The organism is Micromonospora sp. AMSO1212t, assembly GCF_008868145.1.
Lineage (GTDB): Bacteria > Actinomycetota > Actinomycetes > Mycobacteriales > Micromonosporaceae > Micromonospora > Micromonospora tulbaghiae.
Genome location: NZ_WBKS01000051.1, coordinates 1 through 15,511 on the forward strand (window position 1 = coordinate 1; position 15,511 = coordinate 15,511).

A 15,511-nucleotide genomic window follows, 5' to 3' on the forward strand; every position below is an offset into this window, starting at 1 on the left:
GCGCCCCACCAGGTTCCGGTAGCAACGGCGCGATCACCGCCCACGCCTCATCGGTCAACTCACCACGACGCACCACCGGCACATCGTCAACGATCAACCACTACATGATCGGCAGGACACGCCCTAGACGGCGCGCGTCGCGTCCGAGCGATCGGGTTGTCTCTCAACATGCTCTGCCAGGACTACGCGGACCGTCATTGGCAAGCGCTCCTGGCAGGCGGCACCCACGCCCGATGCCTGTTCCTGGATCCGGCGGGGACAGCGATCCAGACGCGTGAGGCGGAGGAGGGATTCCTCTCCGGGCAGCTCGCGGCGCTCACCAAACTCAACCTGGAGACATTGCTGCGAGTCCGCGAGCGTTTACCTGTCGAACTCCGGACTCGCCTGGAGTTGGCCACCTATGACGAGACTCTTCGCTTCAACATCGTGCTCGTGGATGATCAGTGCGTGGCGCAGCCCTACCTGACCGACAGTCGAGGGGTGGACTCACCCGCCTTCGTCATTCGGCGCGACGCGCACCGATCCGGGCTCTACCAGGTGTTCGAACAGTTCTTCGAGTCGCATTGGCAGCGTGGCAAGGCGCTGTGAGCACCTACCAGGACCTCCTCCCCGTCGCGACCGAGGCCGTTAGGCGAGCTGCTCGGGCCATGCGGCAGGGATCTCCCGGCGTACTCACCCTCAAGGGCGACCGCGACGTCGCCTCCGAACTCGACTTCGCGATCGAGCGGGATGTCCGCGCCTTCCTGGCAGCGGAGACGCCCGATATCGGCTTCCTCGGTGAGGAGGAAGGGGACTCCGGCCGAGCCGACCTCCGTTGGGTACTCGACCCTATCGACGGCACCGCGAACTTCCTCCGCCGGTTGCCGATGTGCGCCGTCTCGCTGGCACTCGTGCATCAGAACAATCCAGTGCTGGGCGTGATCGAGCTGCCGTTCCTGAGCTCGCTCTATACCGCTGTGGAAGGCTGCGGCGCACACGCTAACGGGCAGCGGATAACGGTTAGCGGGGTCAGCGTCTTGAAAGACGCGATCGTCGCCGTCGGTGATTACGCAGTCGGGCCCGACGCCGATGCCAAGAACGCGATGAGACTGGCCGTGGCCGCCCAGCTCGCTGCACGGTCCCAACGCGTACGCATGATGGGCAGCGCCGCACTCGACCTCGCATGGCTCGCTGAGGGGCGGCTGGACGCCGCGATCACCCTCTCGAACCACCTGTGGGACATGGCATCCGGCGTTGTCATCGTGCGGGAAGCTGGGGCATCAGTGGTAGATCGGCACGGCAACGCCCACGACAGCACATCTCAGGAAACGTTGGCCGCGTCTCCGCTGCTCATGCCGGCAATACTCGACCTGTATCGAAGTGCAGCAGCGGAAGTGGGTGCCGCCTGAGGGGTTCTTAATGGAATCCTCGCTTCGTGCGGGAGAATCTTCGACTTCGCCACCACACGCCTGTAGAGGCCGACGGTCTGGTGGAGCAGCTTGTGGACGTATACCTCGACGCACACGCCGACGACGGCCCGCGCTACACGGCCGCGCGGTACGAACAGCAGCTCGCCGCGCACATGCCCCGGGAAGGCTGGGAGCTGGTGGCGGCCAGGGTCGATGACGATCTGGTCGGCTACGTGTACGGCTTCCCGCTCGGATCCGATTCGCATTGGTGGGACGGCATCCACGAGCCGGTACCGGACGGCTTCACGGACGAAGACGGGCAACGGACATACGCGGTCTGCGAACTGCTGGTGCGGCGATCGTGGCAACGCCGGGGTATCGCGCGGGCGCTCCACGATCGGCTCCTGAGCACGCGGCGGGAGGAAAGGGCCACGCTGCTCGTACGACCCGACAACGTTGCCGCCCAGCAGGCGTATGACTCCTGGGGTTGGCAACCGGCCGGATGGCTCCGGCCCACACGGGAGGGAGCACCGCTGTTCGAGGTCCGCATCAAAGCCATTGCGTCGAGCCGGTGATGGACAACGCGTCGACCTTCACCTCTAGGTGTCAATGATCTGACAGGCCACAGGCCACAGGCCACAGGACAAGGCTCCTAACGCCTATCGCACCGGCTTCCGCCCGGCGTTCATCGCGGCTAGCTTGCCATCGTGGGGGATCTTGAGAAGGGCATCTACGAACACCTGATCACGGAGAAGCTGGCGACGCAGCTCAGGCATGTCGATAGCGCCCTCGTCCGGGATGCGAAGCTGGATGCCGCCGACGCGCATGACGTCCTGGCCCGGCACATCGCGGGCCTCGCGCGGCGGGCGCTCCTCGGCGTCGGTGGCGGGGAGAACAAGTTGGCCCGGCAGGTCGACCTGGCGAACCGCATCGCCGCGCACATCGCTCAGGCGGAGCCCCGCGCCGTCACCGCCGATGACCAGGTAGCGGACGCCCAACGTCTGTTGCACGCCATCGCCTCACCGCCCACCCCACCGGCCGCACCGGTCTTCCCGATCCGCCCCTCGACGCCGCTTTCCACCGGCGCGCTCCTGGTCAACGGCCGGCACCAGCCGCGCATCGGCCACGAGGTCAGCCACGAGATGGCGTCGGCGGACGAGGTGGACCTGCTCTGCGCCTTCATCAAGTGGCACGGGCTGCGCATCATCGAGCCCGCGATCACCGAGCTGGTCGGCAGAGGCGGTCGGGTACGGGTCATCACGACGACGTACATGGGCGCCACCGATCAGCGGGCGCTCGATCGGCTCGCCGAGCTGGGTGCCGAGATCAAGGTGTCCTACGAGACGCGGACCACCCGCCTGCACGCCAAGGCATGGCTGTTCCGGCGGAACAACGGCACCACCACCGCGTACGTCGGTTCGTCGAACCTCTCCAAGGCCGCGCTCGTCGACGGCGTGGAGTGGAACGTGCGCATCTCGAACCTGGAGCAGCCGCACGTCATCGACACGTTCGAGGCGACGTTCGCCGACTACTGGAACGACTCGGCGTTCGAGACCTACGACCCGGCAGCCGATGGCGAGCGCCTACGTGTCGCGTTGCGCGGGGAACGCGCCGACGACGCACCGACTGAGATCGCGAACCTGGACGTGCGGCCGTTCCCGTACCAGCAGGAAGTTCTTGATGACCTCGACGCCGAACGCCTGGTGCACGGCCGCTGGCGCAACCTGGTGGTGATGGCGACCGGCACCGGCAAGACGGTGGTGGCGGCGCTCGACTATCGCCGGCTCCGGCGAGCCGGCCGCGTCGACTCGCTGCTCTTCGTCGCACATCAGGAGCAGATCCTGCGGCAGAGCCGGTCGGTGTTCCGCCAGGTCATGGGCGACGGCACGTTTGGCGAGACGCTTGTGGGCGGCGATCGGCCGCAGGGGTGGAAGCACGTCTTCGCGTCGATCCAGTCGTTGCGCCAGCGGGAGATCGACCCCGAGGCGTTCGACATGGTGATCGTCGACGAGTTCCACCACGCCGAGGCGGCCACCTACACGGCGCTGCTGGAACGGCTTCGGCCGCGCGTACTCCTGGGTCTGACCGCGACGCCCGAGCGGAGCGACGGCCGTGACGTGCGCCGGTGGTTCGACGGCCGCGCGTCGGTGGAGTTGCACCTGTGGGAGGCCCTCGAACGGCAGTTGCTGGCGCCGTTTCAGTATTTCGGCCTGCACGACGACGTGGACCTGACGCGGGTGCGGTGGAAGCGCGGACAGGGGTACGACAAGGGCGAGCTCGACGGCGTCTACACCGGCAATCACGCACGGGCGCGGCTCATCCTGCACGCGGTCCGGCGGGTCGCTGACGTCGGGCGGATGCGCGCGCTCGGCTTCTGCGTCAGCATCGGGCACGCGGAGTTCATGGCCGACTGGTTCACCCGGCACGGTGTACCGGCGGCGGCCGTGACATCGCAGGTCAACCGGCCAGAGCAGCACGTGCTGATCGACCGCTTCCGCAAGCGCGAGCTGAAGGTGCTCTTCACTGTCGACCTGTTCAACGAGGGCGTCGACCTGCCGATGGTCGACACCATCCTCATGCTGCGCCCTACCGAGAGCGCGACGATCTTCCTACAACAGCTCGGCCGCGGTCTGCGGCTGGACGACGACAAGCCGTGCCTGACGGTGCTCGACTTCATCGGCGGTCAGCACGCGAACTTCCGGTTCGACATGCGCTGGCGGGCGCTCGCCGGGGTCAGCCGGCGGGCGGTCGAAGCGGCCGTCCGGGAGGACTTCCCCTCGCTACCCAGCGGCTGCCACATCGAGCTGGACCGGGTGGCGAAGGAGATCGTCCTCGCCAACCTCAAGTCGGCGCTCCCGACGTCGAAGAACGCGCTTGTGGCCGAGCTGCGGCAGCTCGGTGACGTCAGTCTGTCCGACTTCCTGCGCGAGACCGGCCTGGAAATCGAGGACGTCTACCGATCGGCGAGCATCGGCGGCTGGGCCGGGCTGCGGCGCCTCGCCGGTCTCGACCCGGACGACGGCGGCCCGGACGACCGTGACCTGAGCCGGGCCATCGGCCGGATGCTCCACACCGATGATGTCGACAGGTTGGATCTGATCGCTCAGGTCGCCGCCGGACAGCGCCCCACCGCCGGGCGGCTGCTCGACATGCTGCACTTCAGCCTGTGGGGGTCGTCGGTGCCGCTGGCCGAACGCGACGCCCGGCTCAGGAGGCTGTGGGCGGAACCGGCGCGCTGTGCCGAGCTGCCGCAGGTAGTCGACGTGCTCCGTGACCGCATCCATCGGGTCACCGAGCCACCTGCCCCGGGCCGGGTGCCGCTGCGGGTACACGCCCGCTACAGCCGCAACGAGGCGTGCGCAGCATTCGGCATGACCAACCCCGGCTCGCTGCGCGAGGGCGTGAAGTGGCTGCCCGACGAGCGCGCGGATCTGTTCTTCGTCACGCTCGTGAAGTCCGAGGAGCACTACTCGCCCACCACCATGTACGCCGACCGCGCTATCACCGATCGGTTGTTCCAGTGGGAGTCGCAGAGCACCACGTCATCGGGCTCGGCCACCGGCCAGCGGTACGTCAACCACGTCGCACAGGGCTCGACGGTGCACCTGTTCGTCCGCGAGACCAAGATCGCCGATCGCGACCTGGGCGCACCGCCTTACCTGTACGCGGGTCCGATGACGTACCGGGAGCACAGCGGCGACCGGCCCATGCGGATCCTCTGGGAACTGCGGCATCCGCTGCCCGCCGACATGTACGCCGCCGCCCGGGCGATCGCTGCCTGACCTGGGATCTCGCCCGCTCGGCCGGTCAGGCGAGCGGGCGAGAAGCGTCGGCCTGCTCGCGACGTCGGGCCGGCGCTGGCAGCACTCGGGACAACAGCACCGCGACCGCACCCGCGATCACTCCGACCATCGTGCCGGTGACCAGGCTCGACATCACCGTCGCACCCCGCAACAACGCCTCCCGCGCCCCCGGCTCCAGCCCGGCCAGCCCTGGCGCGTCCATCCCCAGCGACGAGTCCCACAACACCTGGTGACCGACCGCCAGGAACACCCCGTACAGCGCCCCGATCACCACCATCGTCAGGAACGGCCGCGCCGGGCGTCGCCACAGCACGGCGGCCACCCAGCACAGCGGCGGCCCAGTCGCCAGCAGCGCGGCCACGACAGTGCCATCCGGCACCACACCCAGGTCGTGCAGGACCACGCGCGGGGCGGCCAGCGCGGCCAGCGCGACCAACGCCGGCCAGGGGAACCCGAGGGTACGGCGACCCGCGCTCATCCCGTCACCTCCGAGGCGGTCGAAGCAGTGGCCGAAGCCGGTGCCGGAGCCGACACCGGGGCCGACGCGACGGCCGGCGCGGTCGAGCGCACGAACTTCAGCAGCGCGACGAACGCCAGCACGGCCGTCACCGCACCTCCGGCGAAGCGCACCCAGTGACCGGCGACGAACTCCGCGGCGACCTGGCGCAGGTACTCGGCGGAGTGCGTACCGGGCGGGTCGACGAACATGATCTCGTTGCGCGGCCAGAAGAAGACAGCGGAGAACAGGAACTCGCAGACGACGAACACGGCCGTGGCGCCGGCGACCCACCAGCGCAGCCGCCGGTCGCGCCAGGTCAGCAGCGTGGCGGCGACGCTGCTCAGGATCACCGACGCGCCGAGCGGCGGGAAGTAGTCGTGCGGGCCGCCGTGGACGAGGAACTCACGGGCCCGGTCGAGCGAGGCGGGCGCGTCGTTGAAGATGTTCGGGTAGAGCATGACGGTCTCAGCGGCAACCCCGCCGAACGACATCATCGACGCCCATACCATGACAATAAGGGCGAGCCAGGTCAGTCTTGTGCGTACCACGAGGGTTCTCCTCACGTTTCGGGGATGCCATCGACGCTAGGCCGGCCGCCCTCGGCCGTCGTCCGCGTGGCCGCGCGACCGGATGTCGCTTCTCGGCGTACGCCTCGGGGTCGTCCCTGACGCCTGCGGACGACAGCGGTGAGGGCCCGCGCGCACCTAGGCTCGAAGGCGTGCCCGACACCTCGCCCACCCGCGCCGACGCGCTGCTCGCGGCGGCCACGCTCGGCCTGGTCGCGGTGGCCGTGGCGGCCGACCGGCCCGCGCCCGGCGGCGCGGCTCTCGCGGTCGTGGTCGGCGCGGTGCTCGGCGGTCTGGTGCTGTGTGCCAGGCGGTGGCCGCTGCCGGCGCTGGTCGGAACGGCGGTCGTGATCCTCGGGTACTACGCGCTGGACCTGCCGCCCGTCGGGGTGGCCGCCCCGGCCGCCGCCGTCCTCTACCGGGTGTCCGAGCGCGGACGTGTCGTCCCGGCCGCCGTGGTCGCCGGGAGCCTGCTGGCCGTGTCGGTGGCCGCACGGCTGGCCGAGGGCGACGACATCGCGGTGGTCGTCGGTGCGGAACTCGGCTCCGAGGCGGCGTTGCTGCTCGCCGTCATCGCCCTCGGTGACGCGGTACGCAACCGCAGGTCGCTGCGGGCGGCGCTGGTCCGGCAGGCGGTCGCGGCCGACGAGGAGCGGCACCGGGAGGCGGCCCGTCAGGTCGAGGCGGAACGGCTGCGCATCGCCCGGGAGGTGCACGACACGCTCGGGCACACCATGTCGGTGATCACGTTGCAGTCGGCAGTCGCCCGGGAGGCGCTCGCGGACAGCGATCCGGTGCAGGCGGAGGGCGCACTGGCCGCGATCCGGTCGGTGAGCGGCAGCGCGATGACGGAGTTGCGGGCGACGCTCGGCACGCTGCGCCGCGAACCCGGGCCACGGGAACCGGCCCCGGGCTTCGATCAGCTCCCGGCGCTCGTGGACGGCGTACGCCGGAGCGGGCTGGCTGTCGACCTGCGGGTCGAGGGTCCGGTGGACACGCTGCCCGTGGTGGTGGGCAGCACCGCCTACCGGGTCGTGCAGGAGGCGCTGACGAACGTCCTGCGCCACGCCGAGGCCACCCGGGTCACCGTGACGGTCCGCGCCACGCCCGGCCGGCTCGCGCTAGAGGTGGTGGACGACGGTCGCGGCGGCCCGCCCGCAGGGCGCAGGGACGGGACGGGCCAGGGCCTGCGCGGCATGGCCGAGCGGGTCGCCCTGCTCGGCGGCACCGTCGAAACCGGCGGCACCAAGGCAACCGGCGGCAGAGCAACCGGCAGCACCGGCACGAGCGGCGGCTTCCGGGTGTCGGTTCACCTGCCGCTGACGGGAGTCGCCGCGTGAGCCCGATCCGCGTCGTCCTCGTCGACGACCAGCACCTGGTCCGCACCGGCCTGCGCGCGCTGCTCGACCGGGCGCCGGACATCGAGGTGGTGGGCGAGGCGGGCGACGGCGGCAGCGGCCTCTCCGTGGTACGGGAGCAGCGGCCCGACATCGTGCTGATGGACGTGCGGATGCCCGGCGGGGACGGGCTGGAGGCGACCCGGCGGATCCTGACCGACCCGACGCTGGACGGCGTGCAGGTCGTCATGCTGACCACGTTCGACGACGACGAGTACCTGTTCGAGGCGATCCGCGCCGGGGCCGCCGGTTTCCTGCTCAAGGACACCCCGCCCGACGCGCTGCGGGACGCGGTCCGGACGGTGGCCGGTGGCGACGCGCTGCTCTCCCCCGCCGTCACCCGCCGGGTGCTGGCCGCGGCAGCCCGCTCACCGGTGGCCGATCCGGCGCGGCTGGCCGGACTGACCGCACGGGAACGGGACGTGCTCGCCCAGGTGGGCGCCGGACGATCGAACACGGAGATCGGGCAGGCGTTGTTCCTGAGCCCGGACACCGCCCGCACCTACGTGAGCCGGCTGCTCCAGAAGCTGAACGCTCGCGACCGGGCGCAGCTCGTCGTGATCGCGTACGAGAGCGGGCTGGTCCGCCCCGGCGAGGGCTGAGCCGCGCCGGGGCGGGTCACAGTCAGGCCGACGCCGCGTCCGCCGGCTCGGGTGCCGCGTGCCGGCCGCCGCCGTTACGTCGTTCGTCGCCGTGCCCCGGCCACCATGCCTTGTGGCCGATCAGCCCGGTCAGCGCCGGTACGAAGAACATCGACATGACGAACGCGGACAGCACGATCCCGATCGCCACCGCGAAGCCCATCTGCTGGAGGAACGAGATCGGCGCGAGCATCAGCACCCCGAACGTGCCGGCCAGGATCAGCCCGGCCGCGGCGACTGTGGGACCGGCGTGTTCCACCCCGATCGCGGCGGCCTGGTGCGGTTCGTGGCCCTCGCGCGCCTCCTCCCGTAGTCGGGCGATCATCAGGATGTTGTAGTCGGTGCCGATCGCCACCACGAACAAATAGAGGATGATCGGCAGCTGGAACGTCACGCCGGGGTTGCCCTGGAGCCCCTGGAACACGTAGACGGTGGCGCCGAGCGTGGCGGCGAAGTTGAGCAGCACCGCGATCACCAGGTACACCGGCGCGACGAGGCTGCGCAGCAGCAGCGCCAGGATGATCGCGATCAGGAGGGCGGCGACCGGCAGGATCACCGACAGGTCCCTGTTGTTCGCCGAGTTGATGTCCGCGAAGATCGCCGTGGCGCCACCCACGAGCGCCTTGGTGCCGGGCGGAGCCGCCTCGTGCACCGCGTCCCGCAGGTCGTCGCGCACGAGCGTGATCGCCTCGTTGGACATCGGGTTCTCGTCCAGCAGCAGGTTGATCCGGACGACGCTCGGGTCGGTGGTGCTGCGCTCCGGCGGCTGCGCCTGCCCGACGCCCGGAGCGCGTGCCGCCGCGGCGGCGAAGTCGTTCACCTGCTGCTCGGTGAGCGGGGTGCCGTTGCCGGTGGTCAGGTAGACCTCGGTGGGCGCGAGCGCCCCGGCGGCGAACCCGCGCTGGAGGTCCTGGGCGGCCCGCGCCGACTCGGTGTCCTGCGGGAAGCCGGCGCTGAAGTCGTAGTCGGCCTTGTAGCCGAGCACCCCGGCGGCGAGCGCCACGAGCAGCGCGCCCGAGGCGGCGGCCACGACGGCCGGACGGCGGCCCACGACGGCGCCGAGCCGCCGGGACAGGGTGGCCTTGGGCTGACGCTGCCACGCCTTCGACGGCCAGAACACCCACCGGCCGAGCAGCGACACGATCGCCGGGATCAGCGTCAGCGAGGTGACAAGCATGACGCCGACGGCGATGGCGAGCGCCGGGCCGAGCGAGCCGAAGAAGCCGAGCGAGGCGAGCAGCAGCACCAGGAACGCCACGATGACCGCACCGGCCGCGGACGTGATGACCTCGCCGACCCGCTGCACCGAGACGATCATCGCGGTGCGCTTGTCGTCGCCGGCGCGCAGCCGCTCCCGGTAGCGGAACAGCAGGAACAGGATGTAGTCGGTGCCGATGCCGAACAGCACGATCAGCAGGATGGTCTGCAGATCCTGGCTGACGTTGAGGTCGAACGCCTTGCCGGCGGCGGCGACCAGCCCGGTGGTGACGGACATGACCACGCTGATGACCACCACCGGCAGCAACGCGGCGATCGGGCTGCGGAAGATGATCAGGATCAGCCCGATGATGAGGACGATGGTGGCGACACCGACGACAGCGAACGCGTCGTTGAACGTGTCCTCGTTGTCGACGAAGCTCGCCACGTCGCCCGCCACCCCGGCGGTCAGGCCGCTGCCGGCCAGGTCCGGCCCGAGGGCGGCACGCAGATCGCGTACGGCGTCGAGCAGGCCCGGGTCGTCGGGGCTGTCGGCGTCGAGACCGACGGTGACCACCTGCACCGACTTGTCCGGCGCGACGACCTGCGGGCCGGTGAGGTAGCCGGAGGTCTGCGGGATGTTCCGGGCCTTGAGCGCGGCGGCGAGCTGCCCCACGCGCGCCTCGTCGGCCGGGGTCAGCGGCTTGCCGTCGCTGCGCTTGACCACGACCGTGGCGGTTGCGGTGGCCGCCTGCGGGAACGACTTCGCGGCCAGCTCGGTGGCCTGCACCGACTCGTAGGAGCGCGGCAGGAAGCTCTCCTGGTCCGCGGAGGTGATGTCGCTCAGTGAAGGACTGGCGGCGATGATCGCGATTGCGGCGACGACCCAGCCGCCGATCACCCACCAGGCCTTGCCCACGACGAATCTGCCCAGGCGCTCGAACATCGTTTCCCCCGTGTGTTCGACTGTGTCGCACGCGATCCTACGCTGCGTGACCAATCCCTTTCGGACGGCTCGCGGGCTTTCGTCGACGATCCGGGTGGCCGAGGATCGACGGATGAGCGCGAGGCTGCCCGATCCCGGAGTGCTGACGGCCTGGTTGGCGGCGACAGTGCCGGCCCCGCTCGTCGTCTACGAGTGGACGCACAGGTGGGAGGAGGAGCAGCCGGTCTCCACCGCGCTGTGGTGGCCCGTGCTCGCGTCGCCGGTGCTCGCCGCCGTGCTGGCGGCCCGGCAACCTCGGCGCCCCACGGCGGCCGTGGGCGTGTCCACGCTGGTCACGACCGTGCTTCTCGCGGCGTCGCTGGCGTTCTTCCGGTGGGTCGTGCCGCTGACCGGCGAGGCCCGCTGGGGGCGGGCTCTGCTCGGCGGTGCGGCGCTCGCGGTGGCCGGAGCGCTGATCGGGTACGCCGTGGGCGGGCGCCTGCCCCGCCGGGACCGCCCGGCGTCGCGGCGCGGCTATCTGGTCGGCGGGCTCGCCGTCGTGTTCGGCGCGCTGCTGGCGCAGTCCGCGGTACGGCTCGGTGCCGAGGACAGCACGATCGGGCACCCCCCGCACGAGTACGGCGGCGTGGGCCCTTACGTGACGTCGGCGAGCCGGTTCACGGCACCGGCCGCCGGGGCGTACGGGATCTTCGCGCTGGGTTTCTCCCCGGCGGACCCCGACTGCCGCCTCACCGGCGACGGCTCGACGGTCCGGGCGGCCGAGCCGGTCTCCGTCCCGCCGGGCAACTACGGCAGCGACGCCGCCGCCTACTCCTGGGTGGCGACCGTGCGGGTGCCGACGCCGGGTTCGTGGACGCTCGACTGCCGCGCGACCGACCCGGAGGCGTCCTACGTGGTGGGTGACGTGCCGGAGATCCGGGGCGCGGTGGGCGAGGTGATCCACTGGCCGGTGGGCGTGATCTGGCTGCTCGGCGCGGTGCCCGGCCTGCTGATCGTCGCGGACGCCGCCCGGCGACGGCGCGCGTCCCGCCCGGCGGTCCTTACCGCCGCAGGAAATACATAGAGGAAAAAGCGATATGCCTGAGAGTCATAAGTATGACTCTCAGGCATACCGCTCTCAACGGCATACGTCTTCAACGAGGCTGGACCACCGAGCCCGGGCGGGCGCGACGCGAACCGGGCATCGGAAGTGTCGTAGAGGGCTCGTAGCCTGGCGCGGTCAACGACGATCACAGGAGGCGACGTGCTCGACCACTTCTCCGTAGCGGTGCGTGACCTGGCGGCGAGCGGCGCCTTCTACGACGCCGTCCTCGCCCCGCTGGGCGGGCGGCGGCTGATGGAGCCCGGCCCGATCGGCTACGGCGTCGACGCGCCCGACTTCTGGGTGGAGCCCGCCCCGGCCGGTGCGACGCCGGTGCCGGTGCACATCGCGTTCACCGCCGCCGACCGCACCACGGTCCGGGCGTTCCACGACGCGGCTGTCGCGGCCGGCGCTGAGGTGCTGCACGCGCCGAAGGAGTGGCCGGAATACCACGCCGGCTACTACGGCGCGTTCATCCGCGACCCGGACGGCAACAACGTCGAGGCGGTCTGCCACCGCCCGGAGTGAGTCGGTTGCGTCCGGGAGGCAGGATGGGCCGGTGGAGATCGAGCCGGTCGAGCACGCCCCGGTACGCGCCATCCGCCGGGCCTGGCTGGCCCAGCGCTGGCACGACCTCGCCTTTCTGCACTGGGCGGTCCCGCCGGAGCGGGTGGCGCCGCTGCTGCCCGCCGGCACCCGGCCGGACACGTTCGACGGGCTCACCTACGTCGGGCTGATCGGGTTCCAGATGGTCGGGCTGGGGCTCGGGCGTGGTCCGGGCGTGCCCTACTTCGGCACGTTCTGGGAGACGAACGTCCGGCTCTACTCGGTCGACGGCTCGGGGCGCCGTGCTGTCGTGTTCCGCTCGCTCGACGCATCCCGGCTGGTGCCCGTGCTGGTGGCGCAACTGAGCCTGCGCCTGCCGTACAAGTGGTCGGCGATGCGGCTGGACCGATCCGGTGACACGCTCACCTACCGGTGCCGCCGCCGCTGGCCCGGTCCGGCGGGCGCGACCAACCGGATGACGGTCCGCGTCGGCGCGCCGATCCCCGAGCCGACGCCGCTGGAACACTTCCTCACCGCCCGCTGGGGCCTGCACACCCGCGCGTACGGCCGCACTCTTCACGTGCCGAACTGGCATCCACAGTGGCCGCTGCACCGCGCCGAGCTGCTGCACCTGGACGACGAACTGGTCACCGCCGGTGGCCTGCCGGCGCCGGACGGGCCGCCGGTGAGCGTGCTCTACTCCCCCGGCGTCCCGGTCGTCTTCGGCGGCCCCACGTCGGTCGGGTGACTGCCCGCCGGCGAGGCGGACCGGCAGGGCGAGTCGGCGTCAACGCACCGGGTCGTGGGTGCCGTGCGGCACGTCGGGACGGCATCGGCGGACCCGGTCGGCGGCCATCCGGCCACCAACCGCCAGCCCGTACCGCTCCACTGCGGCCAGCCCGTACGCGCTGCACGTGGGCGTGTAGCGGCAGGTCGCCGGCCAGCGGTGCGACAGCCAGCGCCGGTAACCGAGGATGGCGGCCCGGCCGGCGCGGTCCACGGCGGGTCGGCGCACGACACCGGCGGTCACCGAGCCGAGGGTGAGCAGCATCGAGAAGAGGCCCAGGTCGCAGCAGCCCGGCCCGTCACAGGTGGGCACGTCGCAGTTGCACCAGTCCCGGCTCTTCTTCTTGTTGTGGTGCCGCTTCCGAAAGATCACCACGTCATGATGCGACACGCTCGCCAGTGTCGATGAGGCGACCGGACCGGGTCCGCTGCGATCGGGCCGGCGGGCGTCCGGGAACCTAGCGTCGAGGGCGTCACCAGGAAGGAACATCGGGTGCTGGATCGGCTCAACCAGGCGCTGGACCACCTCGAACAGCGGCTCGACAGGCCGCTCGACGTGGCCGCGCTGGCCCGGATCGCGGGCGTGTCGGAGCACCACTTCGGCCGGCTGTTCTCGGCGCTGGCCGGGCTGCCGCTGTCGGAGTACGTGCGCCGTCGCCGGATGACGCTGGCGGGCGCCGACGTGCTCGCGGGGCGGGAGTCGCTGCTCGACGTGGCGGTCCGCTGGGGGTACGGCTCGAACGAGGCGTTCGCCCGCGCGTTCCGCGCCGTGCACGGCGTCGGGCCGACACAGGCCCGGCAGGCCGGCGCGGTGCTGCGGTCCCAGCCCCGGATGTCCTTCCGGCTCGTCGTCGAAGGGAACACCAGCATGGACTACCGGATCGTGACCAAGGACGCCTTCCGGCTCGCCGGGTTGACGGCCCGGGTGCCGCTCGTGCACGAGGGGATGAACCCGCACATCGTGGCGTTCGTCAGGGGCATCGACCCGGCCACCGTACGCCGCATCGAGGCGCTGTCCGACCAGGAGCCGCGCGGGATCGTCAACGTCAGCGCCGAGCTGACCGGTTCCCGCGACGAGGGCGCCGAGCTGGACTACTGGTACGCGGCGGTGACCGGTGCGGACGTGCCGGACGACCTGCGCAGCCTGCCGGTCGAGGCCGGCGACTGGGCGGTGTTCTCCAGCTCCGGCGCGTTCCCGGTGGCGGTGCAACACCTGTGGCGGGCGGTGTTCACGCAGTGGTTCCCGTCCAACCCGTACGAGACCCGTCCGGGGCCGGAGATCTCGCGCGTGCGGGTCGCCGAGGGCGGCGGCACCGCCGACGCCGAGCTGTGGATCCCGGTTCGCCGCATCTAGGGTCGCGCCACCACCGCCGCTCGCGCCAACGCGGCCGGCACGTCGTGTACGTGGTACGGGTGTTCGCTCGGCTCGATCGCGTCGAGGAACATCGCGTACACGGCGGCCTGCCGCAGCGGCGCGACCGGCCGGAGCAGGTCGACGGCCCGGTGCGGGTCGCTGCCGGGCACGTCGGTACGCCACCGCCGCGCCCACGCGTCGATCAGCCGGGCGGCGGCGTCCGCGTCGACGTCCTCGGTGAGGCGCAGGATGTCGAAGGCGGGGTGGCCGGCGAACGAGTCCGCCCAGTCGATCACCGTCCGCTGCCCGTCGTCGCCGCGCACGTTGCCGGGGTGCAGGTCGCCGTGCACGAGCGTGTCGGGCAGGCCGCAGTCGCCGACCTGCCGCAACCGATGGTCGAGCCCGTCGAGCAGACCAGCCGCGGCTGACACGTCGTGCCCGGCCAGCCGTTCCCGGATCCAGCCCGCCAGCCTCGCCCCGCGCAGGTCGGGCACCCCGGCAGCGACCAGCTCGCCGACGACCTCACAGGCCCGCAGTTGCACCGCATGATGCTCCGCCGCGACGGCAGCCCGCTCCCCCTCCCCGGCCCCGTACCGGTCCTCCCCGGGCACGTCTGCCAGCAGCATCCGCCCCTTCCCGTCGGTGGCGAGCACCACCGGCCCGTTGATCAAGGAGTTCGGGTCACCAGGGAGATCGACACCGACACACACTCCTTGATCAACGGGGAAGGCCAGGATCGTGGGCTCGTGGCGGGAGAAAGGGGGGAGCTGCTTCAGCCACGCCGGGCCTTGGTCGGTGTCCAGGCGCCAGATGGCGGAGAGGTTCCAGGTGCGCTGCTGCGCCACGGCCGTCACCCGGCGGCCGAGGCGGCGCAGCTCGCCGGTCGCCCACGCGACGCTGTCGGCCGGACCGCCCGCCTCCGCCCACGGCTGGCGCAGCGGATGCGGCGCGAGGTCCACTGCCACCGGTTCCAGGGATACGGCGGGCGCGACGGCGGGCGCGTCGACGACCTGGGCCACGTAGCGGACGTGACCGCCCGGCGGCGCAGGGCGGTCGGCGTCGAGCAGCCGCAGCACGGCGACCTCCAGACCGTGGCGCTGCCGGACGGCGGCGACGATCGAGCCGACCTCCTGCCACCACGGCTCCGGTACGCCGAACGGCGGCAGCGCGCCGAGCGGACGGCCGGCGGCGTCGAGCAGGATCAGCGTGACGGTGCGGGACACGGCCGGACGGTATCCGGGCACCCCTACGGGAGGCGAGCGGATTGATCCGGGTCGGGTTCGGGACCGCTCCCCGATGTCCCGGGC

The 15,511-nt window shown here is 71.5% G+C and carries 15 protein-coding genes; 10 read left to right on the forward strand and 5 right to left on the reverse strand.

Annotated features, from left to right (window positions below):
* The first annotated feature begins 156 nt into the window (after positions 1 to 156).
* From F8279_RS15325 to F8279_RS15340, 4 genes are all read left to right on the forward strand, one after another.
* Positions 157 to 588, forward strand: coding sequence for a DUF5919 domain-containing protein (locus F8279_RS15325; protein ID WP_225853291.1), 432 nt, complete (start codon positions 157 to 159; stop codon positions 586 to 588).
* Positions 585 to 1,388, forward strand: coding sequence for an inositol monophosphatase family protein (locus tag F8279_RS15330; protein ID WP_225853292.1), 804 nt, complete (start codon positions 585 to 587; stop codon positions 1,386 to 1,388). The genes F8279_RS15325 and F8279_RS15330 overlap by 4 nt, the downstream gene beginning before the upstream one ends.
* Positions 1,389 to 1,414: 26 nt before the next feature.
* Positions 1,415 to 1,963: a GNAT family N-acetyltransferase gene (locus F8279_RS15335; RefSeq protein WP_151500302.1), complete on the forward strand. Its 549-nt coding sequence runs from the start codon at positions 1,415 to 1,417 to the stop codon at positions 1,961 to 1,963.
* 132 nt (positions 1,964 to 2,095) lie between these two features.
* Positions 2,096 to 5,170 carry a DUF3427 domain-containing protein gene (locus tag F8279_RS15340; protein WP_151500303.1) on the forward strand — a complete coding sequence of 1,025 codons (3,075 nt, stop codon included), beginning with the start codon at positions 2,096 to 2,098 and terminating at the stop codon, positions 5,168 to 5,170.
* Positions 5,171 to 5,195: 25 nt separating this feature from the next.
* On the opposite strand, the gene F8279_RS15345 is transcribed toward F8279_RS15340, so the two are convergent.
* Positions 5,196 to 5,669 carry a hypothetical protein gene (locus tag F8279_RS15345; RefSeq protein ID WP_151500304.1) on the reverse strand — a complete coding sequence of 158 codons (474 nt, stop codon included), beginning with the start codon at positions 5,667 to 5,669 and terminating at the stop codon, positions 5,196 to 5,198.
* The gene (locus F8279_RS15350; RefSeq protein WP_151500305.1) at positions 5,666 to 6,238 is read right to left on the reverse strand and encodes a DUF1772 domain-containing protein; all 573 of its coding nucleotides are present in this window, start codon (positions 6,236 to 6,238) and stop codon (positions 5,666 to 5,668) included. Before F8279_RS15350 ends, F8279_RS15345 begins: the two co-directional genes overlap by 4 nt.
* Before the next feature lie 170 nt (positions 6,239 to 6,408).
* Here F8279_RS15350 and F8279_RS15355 point away from each other — a divergent pair, with 170 nt between their 5' ends.
* On the forward strand, positions 6,409 to 7,596 hold the full coding sequence (locus F8279_RS15355) for a sensor histidine kinase (RefSeq protein WP_151500306.1): 1,188 nt from the start codon (positions 6,409 to 6,411) through the stop codon (positions 7,594 to 7,596).
* Positions 7,593 to 8,255 (forward strand): response regulator transcription factor, encoded by a 663-nt coding sequence (locus tag F8279_RS15360; RefSeq protein ID WP_120571467.1) that lies wholly within the window; start codon positions 7,593 to 7,595, stop codon positions 8,253 to 8,255. Before F8279_RS15355 ends, F8279_RS15360 begins: the two co-directional genes overlap by 4 nt.
* Positions 8,256 to 8,277: 22 nt before the next feature.
* Here the strand turns inward: F8279_RS15360 and F8279_RS15365 are convergent, their stop codons facing one another.
* Positions 8,278 to 10,437 (reverse strand): MMPL family transporter, encoded by a 2,160-nt coding sequence (locus tag F8279_RS15365; protein WP_151500307.1) that lies wholly within the window; start codon positions 10,435 to 10,437, stop codon positions 8,278 to 8,280.
* A gap of 112 nt (positions 10,438 to 10,549) precedes the next feature.
* On the opposite strand from F8279_RS15365, the gene F8279_RS15370 reads away from it, so the two are divergent.
* The 3 genes from F8279_RS15370 (at position 10,550) to F8279_RS15380 (ending at position 12,812) form a co-directional block, all read left to right on the forward strand.
* Positions 10,550 to 11,500 (forward strand): hypothetical protein, encoded by a 951-nt coding sequence (locus tag F8279_RS15370; RefSeq protein WP_151500308.1) that lies wholly within the window; start codon positions 10,550 to 10,552, stop codon positions 11,498 to 11,500.
* 180 nt (positions 11,501 to 11,680) lie between these two features.
* Complete coding sequence (locus F8279_RS15375; RefSeq protein WP_151500309.1) at positions 11,681 to 12,046, forward strand: VOC family protein; 366 nt, start codon at positions 11,681 to 11,683, stop codon at positions 12,044 to 12,046.
* 31 nt (positions 12,047 to 12,077) lie between these two features.
* Positions 12,078 to 12,812 carry a YqjF family protein gene (locus F8279_RS15380; protein WP_151500310.1) on the forward strand — a complete coding sequence of 245 codons (735 nt, stop codon included), beginning with the start codon at positions 12,078 to 12,080 and terminating at the stop codon, positions 12,810 to 12,812.
* Positions 12,813 to 12,851: 39 nt separating this feature from the next.
* On the opposite strand, the gene yidD is transcribed toward F8279_RS15380, so the two are convergent.
* The gene (gene yidD / locus F8279_RS15385) at positions 12,852 to 13,223 is read right to left on the reverse strand and encodes a membrane protein insertion efficiency factor YidD (protein WP_225853293.1); all 372 of its coding nucleotides are present in this window, start codon (positions 13,221 to 13,223) and stop codon (positions 12,852 to 12,854) included.
* Positions 13,224 to 13,343: 120 nt separating this feature from the next.
* Between yidD and F8279_RS15390 the strand changes: the two genes are divergently transcribed.
* Positions 13,344 to 14,204 carry an AraC family transcriptional regulator gene (locus F8279_RS15390; RefSeq protein WP_151500311.1) on the forward strand — a complete coding sequence of 287 codons (861 nt, stop codon included), beginning with the start codon at positions 13,344 to 13,346 and terminating at the stop codon, positions 14,202 to 14,204.
* Here F8279_RS15390 and F8279_RS15395 read toward each other — a convergent pair.
* Positions 14,201 to 15,427, reverse strand: coding sequence for a phosphotransferase (locus F8279_RS15395; RefSeq protein ID WP_151500312.1), 1,227 nt, complete (start codon positions 15,425 to 15,427; stop codon positions 14,201 to 14,203). The two genes, F8279_RS15390 and F8279_RS15395, sit on opposite strands and share 4 nt — an antisense overlap.
* Positions 15,428 to 15,511 lie beyond the last annotated feature (84 nt).

Bases quoted from the DNA above. Each gene is read 5' to 3' on its own strand.
- F8279_RS15345 (WP_151500304.1), bottom strand. From the start codon at position 5,669: ATGAGCGCGGGTCGCCGTACCCTCGGGTTCCCCTGGCCGGCGTTGGTC.
- F8279_RS15370 (WP_151500308.1), top strand. From the start codon at position 10,550: ATGAGCGCGAGGCTGCCCGATCCCGGAGTGCTGACGGCCTGGTTGGCG.
- F8279_RS15365 (WP_151500307.1), bottom strand. From the start codon at position 10,437: ATGTTCGAGCGCCTGGGCAGATTCGTCGTGGGCAAGGCCTGGTGGGTG.